Source organism: Maritimibacter sp., from assembly GCF_016774595.1.
Lineage (GTDB): Bacteria > Pseudomonadota > Alphaproteobacteria > Rhodobacterales > Rhodobacteraceae > Maritimibacter > Maritimibacter alkaliphilus.
This window is the reverse complement of record NZ_JACBWT010000001.1, coordinates 1,305,200-1,322,136: the sequence shown is the minus strand read 5'-3', so window position 1 is coordinate 1,322,136 and position 16,937 is coordinate 1,305,200. Positions and strand designations below refer to the sequence as shown.

The following is a 16,937-nucleotide window of genomic DNA, read 5'->3' as shown; positions in this document are numbered from 1 at the left end:
GCGGCGGAACGACGGGGTGCGCAATGTTCTTGGGCGGTGGGGCGGTGCTCATCGCCGGGCTTGTGCCCGCTCTTCACGATGAGAGCGCCGCGCGCTTGAAGAGCGGGACGCAACAAAAAGCCCCGCCGGAGCGGGGCTTTGGGATCGTTGGGCCGGCCTGTGCCGATCAGATCGTGCGTTGCACCATCTTTTTCTTGATCTCCGCGATGGCCTTGGCCGGGTTCAGACCCTTGGGGCAGGTCTGCGCGCAGTTCATGATCGTGTGGCAGCGGTAGAGTTTGAACGGATCTTCCAGATCGTCCAGACGCTCGCCCGTCGCCTCGTCGCGCGAGTCGATGATCCAGCGATAGGCGTGGAGCAGCGCGGCGGGGCCGAGGTAGCGTTCGGAGTTCCACCAGTAGCTCGGGCAAGAGGCCGAGCAGGAGGCGCACATGACGCATTCGTAAAGACCGTCGAGCTTCTTGCGGTCTTCGATCGACTGGCGCCATTCCTTCGCCGGAGCGTTCGTCTTGGTTTCGAGCCACGGCATGATCGACGCATGTTGCGCGTAGAAATGCGTGAGGTCGGGGACGAGGTCGCGCACGACGTCCATGTGCGGCAGCGGATAGATTTTCACGTCGCCCTTGATCTCGTCGAGACCGTAGATGCAGGCGAGGTGGTTGCCGCCGTCGATGTTCATCGCGCAGGAGCCACAGATCCCTTCGCGGCAGGAGCGGCGGAAGGTCAGGGTCGGGTCGATCTCGTTCTTGATCTTGATGAGCGCGTCCAGAACCATCGGACCGCAGGTGTCCATGTCGACGAAATAGGTGTCGACGCGCGGGTTCTGGCCGTCATCCGGCGTCCAGCGATAGATCAGGAACTTGCGCACGTTCTTGGCGCCCTCGGGCTTGGGCCAGGTCTTGCCGGTCCGGATGCGCGAGTTCTTGGGGAGTGCGAATTCAACCATGGATCTCTCTCCTTAGAACGTCCGCGCCTTGGGCGCGATTTTCTTGAGTTCGATGCCGCCCTGATCCTCTTTCGTGAGCGGATCGAGAATGACGGGGCGGTAGCTCAGCGTCACCTTGTCGCCGTCGACGCGGGAGATCGTGTGCTTGCGCCAGTTCTCGTCGTCGCGGGCGGTGTGATCCTCCATCGCGTGCGCGCCGCGGCTTTCCTTGCGAGCTTCGGCGCCGACGATGGTGGCCAGCGCGTTCGGCATGAGGTTGGTCAGCTCCAGCGTTTCCATCAGGTCCGAGTTCCACACCAGCGAGCGGTCGGTGACCTTGAGGTCGGCCAGCTTGCCCGCGATGGCGGTCATCTTCTCGACACCCTCTTTCAGCGTCTTGTCGGTGCGGAACACGGCGGCGTCGGCCTGCATCGTCTTCTGCATTTCAAGGCGCAGTTCGGCGGTCGGCGTGCCGCCGTCGGCGTGGCGCAACCCGTCGAAACGGTCGAAGGCCGCGTCGATGGAAGCCTGGTTCGGGGTCGGCACCGGGGACTTGGCGTCCACCACCTCCCCCGCGCGGATCGCGGCGGCGCGGCCGAACACGACGAGGTCGATCAGCGAGTTGGAACCAAGGCGGTTCGCCCCGTGGACCGACGCGCAGCCCGCTTCGCCCACGGCCATGAGGCCCGGAACGACGGCGTTCGGGTTGTCGGCGGTGGGGTTCAGAACCTCGCCGTAGTAGTTCGTGGGGATACCGCCCATGTTGTAGTGAACGGTCGGCAGAACCGGGATCGGCTCTTTCGTGACGTCCACGCCCGCAAAGATTTTCGCGGATTCGGAGATACCCGGAAGCCGCTCGGCCAGCGCCTCAGCGGGCAGGTGCGAAAGGTTCAGGTGGATGTGGTCGCCCTCGGCCCCGACACCGCGCCCTTCGCGGATTTCCATTGTCATCGAGCGCGAGACGTAGTCACGCGGGGCGAGGTCTTTGTATTGGGGCGCGTAACGCTCCATGAACCGCTCGCCCTCGGAGTTGGTGAGATAGCCACCTTCGCCGCGCGCGCCCTCGGTGATGAGACAGCCGGAGCCGTAGATGCCGGTCGGGTGGAACTGCACGAATTCCATGTCCTGAAGCGCAAGGCCCGCGCGCGCCACCATGCCGCCACCGTCGCCGGTGCAGGTGTGGGCGGACGTGGCCGAGAAATAGGCGCGGCCATAGCCGCCCGTCGCCAGCACCACCATCTTGGCGTTGAACACGTGCATGGTGCCGTCGTCGAGCTTCCAGCACACCACGCCCTGACACACGCCGTCGTCGGACATGATGAGGTCGATGGCGAAATATTCGATATAGAACTCGGCGTTGTTCTTGAGCGACTGACCGTAGAGTGTGTGCAGGATCGCGTGACCCGTGCGGTCGGCGGCGGCGCAGGTGCGCTGCACGGCCGGGCCTTCACCGAATTCGGTGGTGTGGCCGCCGAAGGGACGTTGGTAGATCTTGCCCTCTTCGGTACGCGAGAACGGCACGCCGTAGTGTTCGAGCTCATAGACGGCGGCGGGCGCTTCGCGGGCGAGGTATTCCATCGCATCCGTGTCGCCCAGCCAGTCGGACCCCTTCACGGTGTCGTACATGTGCCACTGCCAGTTGTCCGGCCCCATGTTCGACAGCGAGGCGGCGATGCCGCCCTGCGCGGCCACCGTGTGCGAGCGGGTCGGGAACACCTTGGTCACGCAGGCGGTTTTCAGACCCTGCTCGGCCATGCCCAGCGTCGCGCGCAAGCCCGCGCCACCGGCACCGACCACGACCACATCGTATTCGTGCGTTTCGTATTCGTATTCAGCCATGTCTTGTCCCTCAGGCGCCCAGCGAGATGCGGATGACGGCGTAGACGCCGACGAGCGCGAACAGCGTGCAGAGCAGGCGGGTGGCGATGATGATCACCATCCCGGCGCGGCCATGCACGTAATCTTCGACGACCACCTGCACACCTTGGAAGAGGTGCAGGAAGGCGGTCAGGAAAAAGGCGATCGCGATGATCGCGTTCACCGGATGCGCGTATGCGGCGCGCACCGCTTCGTATCCGTCGCCAAGGTTGTAGGCGAAGGGAAAGACGAAGAGCGGCACGAGGAACAGGAGCGCGATGGCGCTGATCCGCTGTTCCCAGAAATGCCCGGTGCCCTGCTTGGCGGAGCCAAGGCCTTCGACGCGGGCGCGGTCGGTCTGATAACGCATGATGTCCCCCTTATCCGACGATGATGGTCACGATGACCATGACGACGGCGAAGCCGATGCCGATCAAGGCCGAGCGGTTCACGGTTTTCTGTCCGAAGTGCGAACCCGTGTCCCAGATCAGGTGCCGAACGCCGTTGGCGAAGTGCAGCCAGAGCGCGCAGATCGACAGGAAGAACACGATATCCCCGAACCATGAGGTCAGGACCGCGCTGGCCGTCTCGAAATACTCGGGCCCCGTTGCGAGCGCGAGGAAATACCAGACGATCAGAACGCCGGAAAAGCCCGTGGCGACGCCGGTGATCCGGTGCAGGATCGACAGTTTCGCATTGAGCGGAAGGCGATAGGCCTGAAGGTGGGGGGAGAGCGGGCGGTTGCCCTGGTTCACATCAGCCATGAAGCGACCTTTCGATGCAGTTGGCGACGAGCTGTTTGCAATTCGGCCCCATCCATAGACAAAATTGACCGAGAGTCACGGGTGGATTCCACCAAATCGCGTTTGATCGGCGCTAACGTGAAGATTTTGTGACATTTGTGATCACGGTCAAAGTCCGCGTGATCACAAATCACCAATCCGCCATTTCTGCGAGGAAATCGACATATTCGGTGCAGATCGTGATCTCGCGATATTCCGGGTCGTAGAAGGCGTTCGCCTCGCCGCAACCCGCGTATGAGATCACCAGATCGTCGTCGAGGCTGAATTCCGCGTTCAGCGCGTCGATCTCGTCGAACAGAAGATCGGCGATATAGTCGTCCCGCTCGAATTCGCCCGCCACGAAGGTTTCTCCTTCTCCGGCCTCCGCCATCGCGTCCAAGACCTGTCCCCACGAGGTGTTGGCCTGATTAAACTCGTCCTCGCACCATTCGGCGCGCTCCTCGGGCAGGCCGAGCTCCTCGGCCACGTCGTCCCGCTCGTCCGGGTTGGCGCCGTAAAAGATGCAGACGAGGTTGTAATACCGTTGTTCGTCCGGTCCGTGCACGTCCCAGAACACCGGCTCTTCCCCGGCCTCGCGGGCCATGTCCGCCTCGGTCAGGAACCCGAAGGCCGCGTCATAGGCGATGCCGACCGCGTCCTCTTCTTCCCAGAACGCATCGACGAGCAGGATCGACAGAACATCCGCCGCGTCCTCCTCCTGCCCGAAGATCGGCACGTCCTGAATGTCGATCAGGGCGTGGCCCAGTTCGTGATAAAGCGTGGCCAAGATGTTCGATTCCACGAAGGCTTCCACATCCTGCGCCACCGCAAGAGACGGCAGTCCCACAAGGGCCGCCGTGGCGAGTTCTTTCAGCAATTCGGTATCCCCCTAGCGGGCCATATTGGCCAGTTCTTCCCCAAATTCCGTGCAGATCTGAATCTCCAGCAGGCCCGGGTCGTAAAAGGCATTCGCCTCGCCGCAGGGGATCACGCTGATATTCAGTGTCTCGGGCAGAACCATTTCGGCATTCAGCCGTGCGACTTCGCTCCGCACGAAACGGGTCAGATGGTCGTCCTCGTTCATCACCCAGTCGAGCCGGATGGTCTGCCCCGGCGCATCGGTGACCAGACCATCGAGCACCGCGTTCCATGACGTTTCCGCAAGCGCATATTCCTCGTCGCAGGTGCGCGCCCGCGCTTCGGGCAGATCGAACAGATCGACAAGGTCGGCCCGCATGTCGGTATCGACCCCGTACATGAGACAGGCGAAATTGTAATAGCGTTGCAGGTCCGGCCCGTGCACGTCCCACAGCGAAAGGTCGTCGCGATGCTTTCCCGCGCCTTCCGCGAAGAGCCAGTAGTTGCGGGCCACATCGCCCGCCATGCGCTGCACCGTCACGTCGTCATGCAGCCGGTTCATCAGGACGACCGCGAAGGTGTCGGCCGCGAATTCCTCCGGCCCGTAGATCGGCAGGTCCAGCAGGTCGATCAGCGCATGGGCCAGTTCGTGATAAAGCGTCTCGGTGACGTTCGCCTCGACATAAAGCTGAACGGGATCGACGCGGGCAGGGGCGGCCTGAAGGGTTTGGCCGCCCGGCTTTGCGAAGGTGTAGAAATCCTTGTCCCCTTCGGCGTGCGCCGGAGAGAAAGACAGGGCGAGGGCGATGGCAGCCGCGAAACGCATGGCTACATGAGGGCGCGAACCGCGGGCGCCGTCAAGAACTAGCTGTCGCGGCACCGAAACCGAAACCGCGCCGCGGTCGCCTCGGCATCGGTCGGTCCGACATACATGACCTGACAGGTTTCCGTTTCCTGCGGGAACCTCAGCAATTCGCCGGGAAGCAGGTTATGCTCCTCGCCGTTGAAATAGACGCCGGCCCAGGTCTCGCTCCCGCTTTTGAAACGGTGGAAGCCGAGGCTGGCGAAATCGCCGTCCGGCGCGTCGAGGTCGACCGCGCTGTTGGGCGGAAGGTCGAAGACACCGCTGAAGACGCGCAGGTAAGAGCCGCTTTCGCCACTGTTGTCGGCGGTTTCGGCCAGAGCCTGCGAAACGCCGCCCAAGGCGCTGATGGCCTTTTCCAACTGTTCGTCGTTCTGGGGCGCGATCCCCTGATCCGAGATCGACGTGGCGATGCTGTCGAGACTAGCGACGAGGTCGTCGATGGTGCTGACCGTCGTATCGGTGGCGCGATCGAATAGGGCGAAACCGGCGACGCCGGCAGCCAGCAGTCCGCCGACGAAGCCAAGCCCCTCTTTCAGAAATTTCATGTGCGAATACCCCTAAGTAACGGGGTCATCACATCGGCATCAGCGCCCAGTAGTCAAGATCGAGCATCACGTGGGGCAGGTATTTCCCGTCCTCGCCCTTGAGCGCGAAGTCCTGAATGTCGCCTTTGGTCGCCACCAGCCGCAACCGCACCGCCCCCACGCCGGGCGACGGGGTTTCGGCCTTGTCGAGCACTTCGGACCATGCCCGCACGGTGTCGCCCGCGAAGCAGGGGTTGGCATGGGCGCCCGCGTTCAGGCCGACGATCATCTGCGCGTTGGCCAGACCGTTGAAGCTGAGGCTCCGGGCCATCGAAATCACGTGCCCGCCGTAGATCAGGCGCTTGCCGTCCTCGCGGTTGGTCGCGTCGAAATGCACCTTGGCCGTGTTCTGCCACAGGCGCGTGGCGATCATGTGTTCGGCTTCCTCGACGGTCACGCCGTCCACATGGTCGATCTTTTCGCCGATCTCGTAATCGCCGAACCTGTGCCGCTCGCCCGCCAGCTTGAACTCGTAGCGCGAGAAGTCGAGCCCTTCGGGGATCACCAGATCCTCCACGGGCACGACCTGTTTCAACTCCGGCACCAGCGTGTCAGGCGCATCGGCGGAAAGGTCTTTCTTCCGCACCATGACCCAGCGGATATATTCCAGCACCGGCTCGTCATGCTGGTTGTAGCCGGTCGTCTTGACGTAGACGACGCCCGATTTGCCGTTCGAGTTCTGTTTGAGCCCGATCACCTTGGATTCCGAGCGCAACGTGTCGCCCGGCCAGACCGGTTTCAGCCAGCGACCCTCGGCATAGCCAAGGTTGGCGACCGCGTTCAGGGAGATGTCCGGGACGGACTTGCCGAACACCACGTGGAACGCGGCAAGATCGTCGAACGGTGACGCATCCAGCCCGCATTCCCGCGCGAATTCGTCGGAGGAGTAGAGCGCGTGACGGGCCGGGTAGAGCGCGTGATACATCGCACGCTCGCCCCCCGATACCGTGCGCGGCACGGCATGGGTAATAACTTCGCCGATGCGATAATCCTCGAAAAACCGGCCCGGATTGGTCTTTGCCACGCTATTGCTCTCCCAGCTTGATGTCGGGGTGGTAGTCGCCGGGGGCGTCCTTGGTGACGGCCTGACCGCAGCGCATCACGCCGTTGGCCGCGTCGAAGGCATAGGTCGGGCTGCCGTGAAGCACCCAGCCCTTGTTCAGGGCCGCCGTCACCTTGTGGCAGAACTCCGACGTGTCGTCGGCGGACAGAAATCGATAGAGTTGCATGGCTGCTCCTTATCCGAACGCCGGGTAGCCGAGCCAGTAGTGGACGCCCGCGATGGCGGCGAAAACGACGACGGCACCGACCGCAGCTCCGATTTCCTTGCCGACCGGGAAGGGTCCGGTGTTCTTGGCGGGTTTGGCTTGACGGTTGATGAGGATCACTTCGATCACGGCCCAGGCCAGAAGGCCCCCGAACAGCACGAAGGACGGCATGTCGCCGTTCACCAGCAGGTGCGCGATGGCCCAGGTTTTTACGCCGGTAAGCTGCGGGTGGCGGATCTTGGACGTGATCCACGTTTTCATGCCGGACGCCGCGAACAGGTAGGCCGCGAACAGCATGAGCAGGTTGTTGATGCCAACCATCGCGGGGCTGCGGCCCCAGTAGACCGACCCGTCCCACATCCGGTAGCCGATCACCATCAGGACGATCCCGGCGAAAGACAAAAGCGCGACGGGCCCCTTGGCCTTGTCGCCCATATTGGCGCGCGCCGCGGGCGCGATACGTTTGAACAGATGCGCGAGCGCCCAGATGAGGACGCCCAGAATGAGAACGAGCATGGCTTATCCTTCGAGACTGGCGATGGCCTCTGCTTTCGCGAGCAGAGCTTTCGCGGTCACGATATGCAGATTCTCCACGATCTTTCCATCGACGACCGCCACGCCCTGTCCCGATGCCTCGACCTCTTCGAAGGCCGCGATCTGGCGGCGGGCGAGGTCGATGTCGGCCTCGGAGGGCGCGAAGAGCTCGTTCGCGATGTCGATCTGGGCCGGGTGGATCAGCGTCTTGCCGTCGAAGCCGAGGTCGCGGCCCTGTTCGCATTCCGCGCGCAGGCCGTCGTCGTCCTTGAACGCGTTGTAGACACCATCGACGATCAGGGCGCCAGCGGCACGGGCCGCGATCAGGCTGATCTGAAGGCTGGTCATGACGGTGGAGCGGTCGGGCGTGACGCGGCAGCCCAGTTCCTTGACCAGATCGTTGGTGCCCATGACGATCCCCGCCAGTCGCGGGTGGGCCGCGATCTCGCGCGCGTTCAGGATGCCCTCGGGCGTCTCCATCATCGCCCAGAGCGGGACATCGGGGATCATGTCGGCCAGCGTTTGCAGGTCATAGGCCGAGTTCACTTTGGGCAGAAGCAGCGCGTCGATTTCGGCGCCCTGCATCGCCTCGACGTCCTGACGACCCCAGACCGTATCGAACCCATTAATGCGCACGATCCGCATCCGGTTGCCGAAGCCGCCCTTGTCCAGTTCCGCGCGCAGGGTGGCCCGCGCATCCGCCTTGGCGTCGGGGGTCACGGCGTCTTCGAGGTCGAAGATGATCGCATCGGCGGGCAACCCCCGCGCCTTGTCCAGCGCCCGCTCTTTCGAGCCGGGAATGTAGAGCACGGAGCGGACGGGGCGCGTCGATTGGGTCATGATTCTACCTCTGAGCAATTTTGTTGCGCGAAACCAACATGGAGCGCACGAATTGGCAAGGGTCAATGTGCCGCAATGCAGAAAAACGCGGGCGAGACGACGCAACGCTCCTGCGGTTAACCAAACTTTCGGGGATGTGGCGCGAGGATGAATGCACAAGCCGGGCGACGGAGGCCCAATGCGGTTGGCCATCACGCCACGGGGACAAGCCCGGCGATGTCACAGGGTTTGCCGTCGGACTACCGGCTGGCCAGCAAGCCCCGACCTGAAGGACCGAACCATGAAACGGACCCTTATCGCATCGACCCTCGTCTGCCTGTCCACGCTCGCCGCGTCGACCGCAGCCGCCCAGACCGCCAATTGCTCGACCCGTGACCATGTCGTCGGACACTTGGCCGACCGCTTCGGCGAGGCGCGCCAGTCAATCGGACTCGCGTCCGGCAACCGGATCGTCGAGATGTTCGCCTCGCCCGAAACCGGCACATGGACCCTGACCATGACCACGCCCGACGGGCGCACCTGCATCATCGGTGCGGGCCAGGCCTGGGAACGTGTCGAGGACGAGGTGACGCCTGCGGGCCAGCCTACGTAAGCGCATCCGCGATCAGCTTGGTCCCGGTGAGGACGAGGAGCGTATATGTGATCGTGAAATAAAGGCGCTCGGGGATGATGTCGTGAAGTTTGACCCCGAGCCAGACGCCGATCACCGCGGCGGGAATCAGCATCACGTCCGCCTTGAGCGACTGCCAAGTGAAGATGCCCAGAAACATATAGGGCACGAACTTCATCAGGTTGATCGCCCAAAACACAAGGACGGTGGTCGCCTGATACGTCGTCTTGTCCAGCCCGCGCGACAGAAGGAAGACCGCGGCGGGCGGGCCGCCAGCGTGACTGACGAACGAGGTGAAGCCACCGACCGTGCCCGAGATGAGCCCGCCGGTTCGGCCCATCGGCTGCCGGGCGGGCCGAAGCAGCCCGAATTTCCGCGCCAGCTGAAACGCGACGAACCCGATCGCGACGGCGCCGATCAGCAGCCTGAACAAATCCGGATCGGCCAGATGGTAGAAGACCGCACCAAGCGCCACACCGGGAATGGCGCCGAGGATCAGCATCAGTGCTGCGAAGCGATCCCACTTCTTCCAGTAGGGCTTGAGCGCGGTGACATCCATCAGCATGAGAAGGGGCAGCATCAGACCGACGGCCTGTCCGGGTTCCAGAATCAGCGCCAGAAGCGGCGTCGCGGCAAAGGCCGCACCGGACCCGAAGCCGCCCTTGGAAATCCCCGCGAAGATCACGGCCGGGATCGCGACGAGGAAGAACATGAGGTCGATTTCCAAAGCGCGCGCTCCCGAAGTCTCTGATTGCCCACACCTTTAGCGGTATCAACGGGGCCTGCAAGGCATCCTGCCGCAATGCAGCGCCCTTGCGCCGTCTGGTGAACGGGGCTAGGCAGCGCGAGGACAGTAAAACCTGATCGGAGATCAATCACATGGCTCGACCCAAGATCGCGCTCATCGGCGCAGGCCAGATCGGCGGCACGCTCGCTCACCTCGCCGCCCTCAAGGAACTCGGTGACGTCATCCTTTTCGACATCGCCGAAGGCACCCCGCAGGGCAAGGCGCTGGACATCGCGGAAAGCGGCCCGGTCGAAGGCTTCGACGCGGCGCTGAAGGGCACGAACGATTACGCCGACATCGCGGGCGCGGACGTCTGCATCGTCACCGCCGGTGTGCCGCGCAAGCCCGGCATGTCGCGTGACGACCTCCTCGGCATCAACCTGAAGGTGATGAAATCGGTCGGCGAAGGCATCCGCGACAACGCGCCGGATGCTTTCGTGATCTGCATCACCAACCCGCTCGACGCGATGGTCTGGGCGCTTCAGCAGTATTCCGGCCTGCCGCCGGAGAAGGTCGTCGGCATGGCCGGCGTTCTGGACGCCGGTCGTTTCCGCCACTTCCTGTCGGTCGAATTCGACGTGTCGATGAAAGACGTCACCGCCTTCGTGCTCGGCGGCCACGGCGACACGATGGTGCCGCTGGTGCGCTATTCGACCGTCGCCGGTATCCCGCTCCCGGATCTGGTGGAGATGGGCTGGACGACGCAGGACAAGCTCGACGCGATCGTGCAGCGCACACGTGACGGCGGCGCCGAAATCGTCGGCCTGCTCAAGACCGGCTCGGCGTTCTATGCGCCCGCCGCCTCGGCCATCGAGATGGCGGAAGCCTATCTCAAGGACCAGAAACGCCTGCTGCCGTGCGCGGCATGGGTCGATGGTGCGCTGGGCCTGAACGGCATGTATGTCGGCGTTCCGACCGTGATCGGTGCCGGCGGCATCGAGCGCATCGTGGACATCAAGATGACCAAGGACGAGCAGGCGATGTTCGACAACTCGGTCGAAGCGGTGAAGGGCCTTGTCGAAGCCTGCAAGGGCATCGACTCGAACCTCGGCTGATCGCAGTCCACAGGTAAGTTTAGAGAGGGTCGGGCGGTTGCCTGGCCCTTTTTCGTTTTGGGGGGGTGAAGGGGCTGCGTTAACCTTTGGCGAGGTTGTGTGGAGTTAAGTCTTTGGAAGAAAAGGGATGTTTTCGGGGAGGATACTAGAATCCTAGTATCCTAGGATTCTGACTCGCGCGTCCAAGAGCCCTTTCCGAACCACGCCCCACCGTCCCTCATCCCGGCGCAGGCACCGCAAGCAGGGCGCCCCGACGTGCCGCCACTTCTGCGGCAAGTTCGTCCAGACGGGGGGCGAGGGCGAGGTCCAGCCGCGCGCCGGTCGCATCGAATTCCACCTGCGGAGCGTGACGCGCGACGATGCCCTCGATATCGAACGGCACGCTGTGCAGTGCCCCGCGCGCCGACAGGGTCGCAAGCGTGTCGGCCGGCAGTCGATAGGTCCGGTCGAACCGCTCGAGCGCCGCCGCTCTCACGTCCTGCGCCGCGATGATTTCGCGCAAAGCGGCGTAACGTGCCGGCCGCATCAGGATGCGCCGCTCCGATTGCACGGCATAGCGGAGTTGCTTCACCGCCCAGTGCGTCGGCGTCAGCCCTTCGAAATGCAGAATGCGCATCCTTTCGGCTCTGCGCCGCGGCCGCGGCCCGTCTGGCCCCATGACCCGGTGCGTCACGACGAGGTGGGGCGTCAAAGCGGGCACCATCGGCTTGGCCGAGGCATAGCCGGCCATCCCCTTCGGCTCCAGAAAACGGGCGTCATCGCCGTAAATGTCGGCCAGCCCGCCCTCGACCGCGCTCCGGAACGCACCGGCGAAAAGCCCCGTATCGCCGGGCGCCAAGACCCGTTCCCACGGCGGAACGGCCAGCCAATCCGCGTCACCCACCGCGTCCACGTCGTGCCAGACCCCTTCCGGTGCCCAGAGGAACTCGTCCGCGTCCAGATGGATCAGCCAATCCGCCAGCCCCCGTGCCACGGCCCACCGGAAGTTGGTGTTCTGCCGCGGCGTCTGTATGTCCGGCCGCCTGTCCCATCCAAACGCGGCCCAATGCGCGGCGTCGCAGCGGATCACGCGAACGCCGTCCAGACGGTCCAGCACCGCCGCTGCCGGATCTTCGGGGTCGTCGAAGAACAGCGTGACTTCGGCCCCCATGTCGAGGTGATGGCAGGCGAAGGCGAGCACGAGGTCAAGCGGCTCGCGCACCGTCGCGACGACGCCCCAACGGCGATCAGGCATTGCGTCTGGCCTGACGCTTCTGGCGGACGATGGATTGCGCACGGGCCGAAAGCTCGGCCCGATGCAGCCGGTCGAACCCCTCTGCGCTGAAACCCGGCGAAAGATGCGGGGCCACCCGCGCGACCGCCCCCGCCACATCCACAGGGTAGTCAAAGAGCGCCCCGGCCTCGCGCAGTGTCGCGGCCTCGTCCTCGTTCAGGCGATAGAGCGCCTCATAGACCCGCGCCCCGGCCCGCTCGGGGTTCGGCGCCTGTAGGATCGCGCCGATCGAGGCCATGCGCTGTGTGTTCAGAAGCTGGTTCATGGCCGCGCCCTGCTCGGCATAGCGCAGGTTCTTGAGCGCCCAATGCGCGGGCGTGATCCCGTCGAAATGCAGGATGCGCGCGCCCGGTGCCGGGACCGACGGGCGCACCGGCGCTCCTTCGGCGTCGCGCACCTTGTGGATGGCCAGAAACCCCTCGCCGACGCGGGCCATGGCCTTGCCCGCGGAATAGCCGCCCATGCCGCCCGACAGCGCCGCCGCCCGCTTGCCATAGACCCGTTCCGCCAGACCGGGCATGTCATGCAACGGCCCGCGAAAAATCCCGCCGTAGATCTCGCCGTCCGGTGCCGCCTGCCAGCATCTCTCGACATTGGGAATATGAAGCCACGCGCCTTCGGGCACCTGCGACAGCTCGTCGGCCAGCGGCCCCGGCAACCAGAGCAACTCATCGGCATCCGCGTGAAGCAGCCAGTCCAGATCGCTTTGCGCCATGACCCGGTTCGCATTCACCGTCTGTCGTTTGGTTTGAAGCGCGGGTGGCTTTGCGAACCCGGCCTCTCGCCAGTAGTCGGCGTCGCATAGCGTCACCGTGACACCGGGAATGGTCGCCGCCACCTTGGCCGCCGGGTCATGCGGCACGTCGAAGAACAGGTGAACCCGCTCGGCGCCCAGTGCGAGGTGATGACAGGCGAAGCCCACGATCAGCGCGACCGGCTCGCGCACCGTGGCCACGACGCCCCAACGCGGCGGTTTTCCCGATGCAGTCGATACGTTCTGTTTCACTTGGGGGTCATTTGTGCCGTGATTTGTGTTAAGCTAGGGTCATTGACGGCTTCAAGTCCAGTTAACCCTTTTGTTTTGGTGTTCGAGGCGTCACAACACGATGACGGACAAAGGACTGACATGGCAGTTAAACGCAGGGCGGATTTCGCCGAAAATCGTGTGCGCATCCTCGAGGCTGCGGATGAAATCTTCGTCGAGCGCGGCGTCGGGGCACCACTCGACTCCATCGCGCAACGGGCCGGCGTGGGGCGCGCGACGTTCTTCCGGCACTTTCCGGACCGCCGCGCGCTTATCAACGAAATGCTGGATCTGTTCCTGAGCAAGCTCGAAGAAACCAGCAGCAAGCTGGACGTGACCGAGACGTCGATCAACGAAATCACCCCGATGTTCTACGATCAGATGATCCACTACGCGCCGGTCGCCGATTTCCTGCGCGCGCAAAGCCGCGAAGACCCGGTTCTGCTCGAAGCCATCGACCGCTTCCACGCGCTGCTCCGCCCCCATGTTCAGGCCGCGATTTCGGCGGGAACGGTGCGCGAGGATCTGCGCGAAGCCGACATCGTGATCTTTGCCGTCATGCTGGCAGCCGCCGCGACCACGCCGAATATCGGGCCCGAAGGCCGGCGCGCCGCCTATGACCTGATGATGCGCGGGCTGCAAAAACAGGGCTGAGGCCCCGAATCTCCGCTGCGACCGGCTGACGCACCGGAGTTTTGTGATCACGACTTCGCGGGGTGTGATCACAAGCTGCGCAATTCTTGGCCATTTTATCGGTAACACCGAAAAATACGTTTCATGGCGGTTCGCGCGGGTGCATGTAGGGCCCGAACGCAAACCAGATGGGACGAGTTCATGAACATCCATGAATATCAGGCGAAGGCGCTCCTTCGCGATTATGGCGCTCCGGTCTCCGATGGCCGTGTGGTCATGAAGGCCGAAGAAGCCAAGACCAAAGCCAGCGAACTGGACGGCCCGCTCTGGGTCGTGAAAGCCCAGATTCACGCTGGCGGCCGCGGCAAGGGCCACTTCAAGGAAGAAAGCGCCGGCGAAAAGGGCGGCGTGCGCCTTGCCAAGTCGGTGGAAGAAGCCGCCGAAGAAGCCAAGAAGATGCTCGGCCGCACGCTGGTCACGCACCAGACCGGCCCGGCGGGCAAGCAGGTCAACCGCATCTACATCGAAGCAGGCTCGGGCATCGAAACCGAACTGTACCTCGCGCTGCTGGTGGACCGCCAAACCTCGCGCGTGTCCTTCGTCTGCTCGACCGAAGGTGGCATGGACATCGAAGAGGTGGCCGCGTCGACCCCCGAAAAAATCCTGTCCTTCTCGGTCGATCCCGCGACCGGCTATCAGCCGTTCCACGGCCGCCGCATCGCCTTCGCCCTCGGCCTCGAAGGCCCGCAGGTCAAGCAGTGCGTGTCGCTGATGGGCACCCTTTACAAGGTGTTCACCGAGCGCGACATGGAGATGCTCGAGATCAACCCGCTGATCGTCACCGACGGTGGCGACCTCAAGGTGCTCGACGCCAAGTTCGGCTTCGACGGCAACGCGCTTTACCGCCAGCCGGACATCGCCAACCTGCGCGACGAGACGGAAGAGGACTCGAAGGAACTCGAGGCGTCCAAGTACGACCTGAACTACATCGCGCTCGACGGTGAGATCGGCTGCATGGTGAACGGCGCGGGCCTCGCCATGGCGACGATGGACATCATCAAGCTCTACGGTGCGGAACCGGCCAACTTCCTCGACGTCGGCGGCGGCGCCACGAAAGAGAAAGTGACGGAAGCCTTCAAGATCATCACGTCCGACAAGAACGTGAAAGGCATCCTCGTGAACATCTTCGGCGGCATCATGCGCTGCGACGTCATCGCCGAGGGCGTGATCGCCGCGGTGAAGGAGGTCGGCCTCGAAGTGCCGCTCGTCGTCCGCCTCGAAGGCACGAACGTCGACAAGGGGAAAGAGATCATCGCGAACTCCGGCCTGAACGTGATCGCTGCCGACGACCTGAAGGACGGCGCGCAGAAGATCGTGAAAGCGGTGAAAGGCTAAGGCCCGGACGAATGGTCTTCGTGGTCCCGACATACAACCTCGTTTACGCGGCCGTTCCCAAGGCCGCGTGCACGTCGTTGAAACGGGCCATGTACCGGCTCGAGCATGGCGCCGAGTTCAGGGGCGTCGAGGCGAACGGCAAGCGGCTGGGGCTCCAGCAGGCCTTTCCGACGACGCGGTTCGAGCGGGGTGATTTCGCCCAGCTCGAAAACCCCTGGCTTTTCGCCGTGATCCGTGACCCCGCCGAACGGGTGTTGTCCACCTGGTCGGAGCGGGTCATGGGGGCGGGCCGGTTGGAGATTGCGAACGACCGGCGCATGGGATCGGGTCTGACCCGGATCATGCGCAAGGTCACCGGCGGGATGGGGGCGCAGCCGATGCTGGACCCGCGCCCGACGCTCGACCAGTTCGTGCTGAACCTCGACCATTATGCCGCGACCTATCCGGCCGTCGCCCATCACGTGCAGTCGGCAAGCTGGCTCCTTGGCCCCGATCTGGGGATCTACGACCGCATCTATACAGTGCGCGAGCTGGACCAGCTTCAAACCGACATCCGCGCGCGTACCGGTGTGGCCGATTTCACCATTCCGCACCGGAACGCTTCCCCAAAGGCCTACAGGGCCACGATCGACGACCTGTCGGACGCGGCCTTTGACGCACTCATGACGTGGCTGGCACCCGAATACGACTTTCTGGGACAGTGGGTCGATATGCCCCGCCGCGACCAACGCAACACGCAACAGACAGGAACCATATAACAATGGCCGTACTCGTTGATGAAAACACCAAGGTGATCTGCCAGGGCTTCACCGGCTCGCAGGGCACCTTCCACTCGGAACAGGCGATCGCCTATGGCACCAAGATGGTCGGCGGCGTGACCCCCGGCAAAGGCGGCCAGACGCACCTGGATCTGCCCGTGTTCAATTCGGTCCACGAGGCCAAGCACAAGACCGAAGCCAACGCTTCCGTCATCTACGTGCCGCCGCCCTTCGCCGCCGACTCGATCCTCGAAGCCATCGACGCCGAGATGGAGCTGATCGTCTGCATCACCGAGGGCATCCCGGTCATGGACATGATGAAGGTCAAGCGCGCGCTGGAAGGGTCGTCGTCGATCCTGATCGGCCCGAACTGCCCCGGTGTCATCACGCCCGACGCCTGCAAGATCGGCATCATGCCGGGCCACATCCACAAGCGCGGCACCGTCGGAGTCGTGTCCCGCTCGGGCACGCTGACCTATGAGGCCGTGAAGCAGACCACCGACGTCGGCCTTGGCCAGTCGTCCTGCGTCGGCATCGGCGGCGACCCGATCAAGGGCACCGAGCACATCGACGTGCTGGAATGGTTCCTCGCGGATGACGAGACCGAGTCGATCATCATGATCGGTGAAATCGGCGGCTCCGCCGAAGAAGAAGCGGCACAATTCCTTAAGGACGAAGCCAAAAAAGGTCGCAAGAAGCCCGTCGCGGGCTTTATTGCCGGGCGCACGGCCCCTCCGGGCCGCCGCATGGGCCACGCTGGCGCGATTGTGGCTGGCGGCAAGGGCGGTGCCGAGGACAAGATCGAAGCCATGAAATCGGCTGGTATCGTCGTCGCGGAAAGCCCGGCCCAGCTTGGCGAAGCCGTGCTGGAAGCGATCGGCAAGTAAGA

19 protein-coding genes and 1 pseudogene are annotated in these 16,937 nt (G+C 63.9%); 6 read left to right on the top strand and 14 right to left on the bottom strand.

What is annotated here, in order from left to right:
* Positions 1–166: 166 nt before the first annotated feature.
* The 11 genes and pseudogenes from HOY44_RS06670 to HOY44_RS06620 all read right to left on the bottom strand — a co-directional run bounded on the left by HOY44_RS06670 (position 167) and on the right by HOY44_RS06620 (position 8,513).
* Positions 167–946 (bottom strand): succinate dehydrogenase iron-sulfur subunit, encoded by a 780-nt coding sequence (locus HOY44_RS06670; protein WP_008333876.1) that lies wholly within the window; start codon positions 944–946, stop codon positions 167–169.
* Between the two features lie 12 nt (positions 947–958).
* Entirely contained in the window at positions 959–2,764 is a 1,806-nt protein-coding gene (sdhA, locus tag HOY44_RS06665) for a succinate dehydrogenase flavoprotein subunit (RefSeq protein WP_008333878.1), read from the bottom strand.
* Positions 2,765–2,774: 10 nt separating this feature from the next.
* Positions 2,775–3,152: a succinate dehydrogenase, hydrophobic membrane anchor protein gene (gene sdhD / locus HOY44_RS06660; RefSeq protein WP_008333881.1), complete on the bottom strand. Its 378-nt coding sequence runs from the start codon at positions 3,150–3,152 to the stop codon at positions 2,775–2,777.
* Between the two features lie 10 nt (positions 3,153–3,162).
* A complete protein-coding gene (gene sdhC, locus HOY44_RS06655; protein WP_287433799.1) occupies positions 3,163–3,546 on the bottom strand; it encodes a succinate dehydrogenase, cytochrome b556 subunit in 384 nt (127 codons plus the stop codon).
* A 169-nt stretch (positions 3,547–3,715) separates the two neighbouring features.
* Positions 3,716–3,955, bottom strand: a complete 240-nt coding sequence (locus HOY44_RS06650; RefSeq protein ID WP_246146584.1) for a DUF4344 domain-containing metallopeptidase — start codon at positions 3,953–3,955, stop codon at positions 3,716–3,718.
* An 18-nt stretch (positions 3,956–3,973) separates the two neighbouring features.
* Positions 3,974–5,248, bottom strand: a pseudogene (locus HOY44_RS06645) (DUF4344 domain-containing metallopeptidase); the annotation flags it as partial.
* 38 nt (positions 5,249–5,286) lie between these two features.
* Complete coding sequence (locus tag HOY44_RS06640; RefSeq protein ID WP_138421867.1) at positions 5,287–5,832, bottom strand: hypothetical protein; 546 nt, start codon at positions 5,830–5,832, stop codon at positions 5,287–5,289.
* A gap of 28 nt (positions 5,833–5,860) precedes the next feature.
* Positions 5,861–6,895 carry a MaoC family dehydratase gene (locus HOY44_RS06635; RefSeq protein WP_287433797.1) on the bottom strand — a complete coding sequence of 345 codons (1,035 nt, stop codon included), beginning with the start codon at positions 6,893–6,895 and terminating at the stop codon, positions 5,861–5,863.
* 1 nt (position 6,896) lies between these two features.
* Complete coding sequence (locus HOY44_RS06630; protein WP_008333892.1) at positions 6,897–7,100, bottom strand: DUF1737 domain-containing protein; 204 nt, start codon at positions 7,098–7,100, stop codon at positions 6,897–6,899.
* Between the two features lie 9 nt (positions 7,101–7,109).
* On the bottom strand, positions 7,110–7,655 hold the full coding sequence (locus HOY44_RS06625; RefSeq protein WP_287433795.1) for an NnrU family protein: 546 nt from the start codon (positions 7,653–7,655) through the stop codon (positions 7,110–7,112).
* Between the two features lie 3 nt (positions 7,656–7,658).
* Positions 7,659–8,513, bottom strand: coding sequence for an HpcH/HpaI aldolase/citrate lyase family protein (locus HOY44_RS06620; RefSeq protein WP_008333896.1), 855 nt, complete (start codon positions 8,511–8,513; stop codon positions 7,659–7,661).
* A gap of 280 nt (positions 8,514–8,793) precedes the next feature.
* Between HOY44_RS06620 and HOY44_RS06615 the strand changes: the two genes are divergently transcribed.
* A complete protein-coding gene (locus tag HOY44_RS06615) occupies positions 8,794–9,105 on the top strand; it encodes a hypothetical protein (protein ID WP_138421863.1) in 312 nt (103 codons plus the stop codon).
* Here HOY44_RS06615 and HOY44_RS06610 read toward each other — a convergent pair.
* A complete protein-coding gene (locus HOY44_RS06610) occupies positions 9,098–9,850 on the bottom strand; it encodes a sulfite exporter TauE/SafE family protein (RefSeq protein ID WP_008333901.1) in 753 nt (250 codons plus the stop codon). The genes HOY44_RS06615 and HOY44_RS06610 overlap by 8 nt on opposite strands.
* A gap of 152 nt (positions 9,851–10,002) precedes the next feature.
* Here HOY44_RS06610 and mdh point away from each other — a divergent pair, with 152 nt between their 5' ends.
* Positions 10,003–10,965: a malate dehydrogenase gene (mdh, locus tag HOY44_RS06605; protein WP_008333903.1), complete on the top strand. Its 963-nt coding sequence runs from the start codon at positions 10,003–10,005 to the stop codon at positions 10,963–10,965.
* Between the two features lie 217 nt (positions 10,966–11,182).
* Here the strand turns inward: mdh and HOY44_RS06600 are convergent, their stop codons facing one another.
* Positions 11,183–12,199: a glycosyltransferase family 2 protein gene (locus HOY44_RS06600; RefSeq protein WP_287433790.1), complete on the bottom strand. Its 1,017-nt coding sequence runs from the start codon at positions 12,197–12,199 to the stop codon at positions 11,183–11,185.
* On the bottom strand, positions 12,192–13,244 hold the full coding sequence (locus HOY44_RS06595; RefSeq protein ID WP_287433789.1) for a glycosyltransferase family protein: 1,053 nt from the start codon (positions 13,242–13,244) through the stop codon (positions 12,192–12,194). Before HOY44_RS06595 ends, HOY44_RS06600 begins: the two co-directional genes overlap by 8 nt.
* A gap of 120 nt (positions 13,245–13,364) precedes the next feature.
* Here HOY44_RS06595 and HOY44_RS06590 point away from each other — a divergent pair, with 120 nt between their 5' ends.
* The 4 genes from HOY44_RS06590 to sucD all read left to right on the top strand — a co-directional run bounded on the left by HOY44_RS06590 (position 13,365) and on the right by sucD (position 16,935).
* Positions 13,365–13,916, top strand: a complete 552-nt coding sequence (locus HOY44_RS06590) for a TetR/AcrR family transcriptional regulator (RefSeq protein WP_008333909.1) — start codon at positions 13,365–13,367, stop codon at positions 13,914–13,916.
* 180 nt (positions 13,917–14,096) lie between these two features.
* On the top strand, positions 14,097–15,290 hold the full coding sequence (gene sucC / locus HOY44_RS06585; RefSeq protein ID WP_008333911.1) for an ADP-forming succinate--CoA ligase subunit beta: 1,194 nt from the start codon (positions 14,097–14,099) through the stop codon (positions 15,288–15,290).
* Between the two features lie 11 nt (positions 15,291–15,301).
* The gene (locus tag HOY44_RS06580; RefSeq protein WP_287433787.1) at positions 15,302–16,048 is read left to right on the top strand and encodes a sulfotransferase family 2 domain-containing protein; all 747 of its coding nucleotides are present in this window, start codon (positions 15,302–15,304) and stop codon (positions 16,046–16,048) included.
* A 2-nt stretch (positions 16,049–16,050) separates the two neighbouring features.
* Positions 16,051–16,935, top strand: a complete 885-nt coding sequence (gene sucD / locus HOY44_RS06575) for a succinate--CoA ligase subunit alpha (protein ID WP_138421857.1) — start codon at positions 16,051–16,053, stop codon at positions 16,933–16,935.
* Positions 16,936–16,937 lie beyond the last annotated feature (2 nt).

Excerpts from the sequence above, each read along its gene's own strand:
- sucC (WP_008333911.1), top strand. The coding sequence starts at position 14,097 with ATGAACATCCATGAATATCAGGCGAAGGCGCTCCTTCGCGATTATGGC.
- HOY44_RS06620 (WP_008333896.1), bottom strand. The coding sequence starts at position 8,513 with ATGACCCAATCGACGCGCCCCGTCCGCTCCGTGCTCTACATTCCCGGC.
- HOY44_RS06630 (WP_008333892.1), bottom strand. The coding sequence starts at position 7,100 with ATGCAACTCTATCGATTTCTGTCCGCCGACGACACGTCGGAGTTCTGC.
- HOY44_RS06580 (WP_287433787.1), top strand. The coding sequence starts at position 15,302 with ATGGTCTTCGTGGTCCCGACATACAACCTCGTTTACGCGGCCGTTCCC.
- HOY44_RS06625 (WP_287433795.1), bottom strand. The coding sequence starts at position 7,655 with ATGCTCGTTCTCATTCTGGGCGTCCTCATCTGGGCGCTCGCGCATCTG.
- sdhD (WP_008333881.1), bottom strand. The coding sequence starts at position 3,152 with ATGCGTTATCAGACCGACCGCGCCCGCGTCGAAGGCCTTGGCTCCGCC.
- HOY44_RS06600 (WP_287433790.1), bottom strand. The coding sequence starts at position 12,199 with ATGCCTGATCGCCGTTGGGGCGTCGTCGCGACGGTGCGCGAGCCGCTT.
- sdhA (WP_008333878.1), bottom strand. The coding sequence starts at position 2,764 with ATGGCTGAATACGAATACGAAACGCACGAATACGATGTGGTCGTGGTC.
- HOY44_RS06650 (WP_246146584.1), bottom strand. The coding sequence starts at position 3,955 with ATGGCGGAGGCCGGAGAAGGAGAAACCTTCGTGGCGGGCGAATTCGAG.
- HOY44_RS06670 (WP_008333876.1), bottom strand. The coding sequence starts at position 946 with ATGGTTGAATTCGCACTCCCCAAGAACTCGCGCATCCGGACCGGCAAG.
- sucD (WP_138421857.1), top strand. The coding sequence starts at position 16,051 with ATGGCCGTACTCGTTGATGAAAACACCAAGGTGATCTGCCAGGGCTTC.
- HOY44_RS06615 (WP_138421863.1), top strand. The coding sequence starts at position 8,794 with ATGAAACGGACCCTTATCGCATCGACCCTCGTCTGCCTGTCCACGCTC.
- sdhC (WP_287433799.1), bottom strand. The coding sequence starts at position 3,546 with ATGGCTGATGTGAACCAGGGCAACCGCCCGCTCTCCCCCCACCTTCAG.
- mdh (WP_008333903.1), top strand. The coding sequence starts at position 10,003 with ATGGCTCGACCCAAGATCGCGCTCATCGGCGCAGGCCAGATCGGCGGC.
- HOY44_RS06590 (WP_008333909.1), top strand. The coding sequence starts at position 13,365 with ATGGCAGTTAAACGCAGGGCGGATTTCGCCGAAAATCGTGTGCGCATC.
- HOY44_RS06640 (WP_138421867.1), bottom strand. The coding sequence starts at position 5,832 with ATGAAATTTCTGAAAGAGGGGCTTGGCTTCGTCGGCGGACTGCTGGCT.